Below are 3,279 nucleotides of genomic sequence, written 5' to 3' on the forward strand. Positions count from 1 at the left end.
CGTACTGAGCAAATTGTACAGTATATATGTCACCTTGAGGGCTAATCGGCAAGTTATAAGGCTCTAATAGGTAAATGGCTATTCAATAATCCGCTATTAAAATTTAAAATAAAAGGTAGTGTTCAAAATTCTGTGTCATTCCCCTAAACTATGTAAAAAACAAGGAATGACACCATGCAAAACTTTGACTTTAACGAAGCCTTAAAAGGCATTCAAGCAGGTAAACCTATCACAGGCAGTGACGGGGTACTAGCTCCACTCATCAAACAGCTCACCGAAGCTGCCTTAAATGCCGAAATACAAAGCCACCTTGAACAAAGTTCTACAAGCAACCGTCGTAACGGTTACAGCAAAAAGACCGTCAAATCAGCGGCGGGCAGCTTCGAGCTTGAAACCCCACGAGATCGTAACGGTGAATATGAGCCTGTGTTGGTCAAGAAACATCAAACTAAACTCACCGCTGAGATCGACAACCGCATTCTATCGCTATTTTCTCATGGCATGAGTTACCGTGACATACGCCACCACATTGCTGAGATCTACCAACTTGAGGTCTCAGAGGCCACCATCAGTAGCATCACTGATGAGCTGATACCGCAGCTTAAAGCATGGCAATCTCGTCCACTCGACAGCGTTTATCCGTTTGTCTGGCTTGATGCGATTCACTACAAGGTCAAAGACGAAGGACGCTATGTCAGCAAAGCCATTTACACGCTATTAGCACTTAATACCGAAGGCAAAAAAGAACTCATTGGTCTGTACTGCTCTGAAAGCGAAGGGGCAAACTACTGGCTATCTGTGCTCACAGATTTACACAATCGTGGCGTACAAGATATTCTCATCGCTTGTGTGGATGGCCTAAAGGGTTTTCCTGAAGCCATCAATGCCATTTTCCCCAATACAGAAGTACAGCTGTGTGTGATTCACCAAATCCGTAATAGTATCCGTTATGTGGCTAGTCGTGATCAAAAAGCCTTTATACGCGATTTAAAGCCTGTTTATAAGGCAGTTAATAAGGAGTCCGCTGAACTGGCCCTTGATGATTTAGAGGCTGTTTGGGGCGATCAGTATCCGGCGGTGATTAAGTCTTGGCGGGACAAGTGACATTTGCTATCTGCCTATTTTAAATATCCTGAAGCAGTGAGAAAGCCTATTTATACCACCAATGCGGTGGAAGCGGTACATCGTCAGTTTCGTAAACTTACTAAAACCAAAGGCGCATTCCCGAATGAAACCAGCTTGCTCAAATTGTTGTATGTTGGTATGTTAAATGCCAGTGCCAAGTGGACGATGCCGATTCGTAATTGGGGACAGACGATGATGCAGCTGTCTATCTATTTCCCTGGTCGATTAGATTCGGTGATGCGTCTTTAATTTAGTTGACACAGAGTTTTGAACGCCCTCTAATTTTTTAGATTTATCTATGCTGAAGTTAAATATAATTTTAAAATTTATCTTACTATTTATTATTAATAAACTTATTGAATCTTTCATTGTTACTTAATCTTAATTCACTTGGTTTACCTTGCTCAATAATATGTCCATTTTCCATGAAAATTATTCTATCAGATACTTCAAAAGCAAAATTCATTTCATGCGTAACAATTATCATAGTCATGCCTTCTTCAGCAAGTTGGGCCATAACTTTGAGTACCTCATTTACTAATTCTGGATCTAATGCAGAAGTTGGTTCGTCAAAAAGTATTATTGAGGGCTCCATTGCCAATGCCCGAGCTATTGCCACTCTTTGCTTTTGGCCACCAGATAGCTGATGCGGGTATTTCTTTGCATGTAACTTCATTCCAACTTTATCGAGCATAGCTATTGCAGTAAGTTGATTAATACCTTTATCATGAATTTTGTGGTATTGAGGTGCAAGCATGACGTTTTCTAAAACTGTTTTATGCGGGAACAAATTAAAGTTTTGAAAAACCATACCTATGTGAATAATTTGATTTTTAAAAGGTTTAGAGCTATGCGTTAATATTTGATCCTTTAAAAATGGATTTCCCATAAGGTTTACAGTACCTTTATTTAGACTTTCTAACCCATTTAAGGTCCGAATAAAGGTAGTCTTACCTGAGCCAGATGGGCCAATTATGGAAACCACTTCTCCCCATTTTACTTTTAAATCAATTCCTTTTAAAACTTCATGGCTGCCATAGGATTTATGTATATTTTCTGCTTCAAGTGCATAATCTCCTTTTTTTTCATATATGATTTCTTTATAGTTTTCAAGTTTTTTATCTGTTGAGATGCCCGGTAATAGCTCACCTTCTTTAAGCATATTCGGTTTTCTTAGATTGATATCAATTAAATTTTCGAACTTTTGTATTAAATATCCAAAAATCGTAACAATTAAAACATAATAGAATGCAACTGCTAACATCGTTTCGAGAACTAAGAAGTTTTGAGTATAAAGTCGTTGTCCAACTAGTAAAATTTCAGTTAAAGAAATAACCGAAACTAAAGAAGTTAGTTTAACAATGGTAATAAATTCGTTACTTAGAGTGGGTAATGCAATTCTTATAGCTTGGGGAATCACAATGAGCGTTTTTATTCCTAAAGGTTTAATACCTAAGGCTTTACCAGCTTCAATCTGAGCCTCTGGTACTGAATTAAGACCTCCACGGTGAATCTCTGCTATATAAGCTGATTCGCATAAAGTTAGCGCAATAAGACCTGAGATGAATGATGAAGACAATATGATACTAGTTTTAGGAAAAACTTGAGGCATACTATAAATAAATATAAGCAAAACTAATAATGGCAAGCTTCTAAATAGCCATATGTAGCTTCTGCTAAATAGAGATATTATTTTTATTTCAGATTTTTTGCCAATTGCAAGAAAAAAACCTAAAATTATTCCTAAAAACCAAACCAGTATGCTCAACTCTAATACGGTAAGAGTAGCTTTTCAGAAATCCTTATTTTTCAATAAACTAAATGTGTATGACCAATCAAATTGCATAATCTTTCACCTCATTGGTTAAATAATTTATAGTTTTGAACTATAAAAGGGTATGAATCAGTTTATTCAAAAAACTGCTACAGGCATTTAATTGATCAATAGCAATATATTCATTTGGTTTATGTGCAACATCAATCGAACCAGGCCCACAAACAAATATTGGTGAATCAAAATAGTTTTGAAATAAACCACCTTCTGTACCGAATGAAATTTTTGTAAATTGGCTTAATGAAGGTAGTAGTTTTTGGATTTTTTCTTTTTCATGTTGATTGATGGTAGTAAGTAGACCTGGATAACTATTAATTTGT

General features: G+C 36.6%; 2 protein-coding genes and 2 pseudogenes. 1 reads left to right on the forward strand and 3 read right to left on the reverse strand.

Annotated features, from left to right (window positions below):
- Window positions 1-174 precede the first annotated feature (174 nt).
- Window positions 175-1,374, forward strand: a pseudogene (locus QZ265_RS10285) (IS256 family transposase).
- A gap of 85 nt (window positions 1,375-1,459) precedes the next feature.
- Here the strand turns inward: QZ265_RS10285 and QZ265_RS10290 are convergent.
- The 3 genes and pseudogenes from QZ265_RS10290 to QZ265_RS10300 form a co-directional block, all read right to left on the reverse strand.
- On the reverse strand, window positions 1,460-2,287 hold the full coding sequence (locus QZ265_RS10290) for an amino acid ABC transporter ATP-binding protein (RefSeq protein ID WP_296405888.1): 828 nt from the start codon (window positions 2,285-2,287) through the stop codon (window positions 1,460-1,462).
- 48 nt (window positions 2,288-2,335) lie between these two features.
- Window positions 2,336-2,902, reverse strand: a pseudogene (locus QZ265_RS10295) (amino acid ABC transporter permease); the annotation flags it as partial.
- 109 nt (window positions 2,903-3,011) lie between these two features.
- On the reverse strand, window positions 3,012-3,279 hold a 268-nt coding region (locus QZ265_RS10300; RefSeq protein ID WP_296405885.1), incomplete at its 5' end, for a M20/M25/M40 family metallo-hydrolase.

The organism is Psychrobacter sp. (assembly GCF_018260395.1).
GTDB lineage: Bacteria > Pseudomonadota > Gammaproteobacteria > Pseudomonadales > Moraxellaceae > Psychrobacter.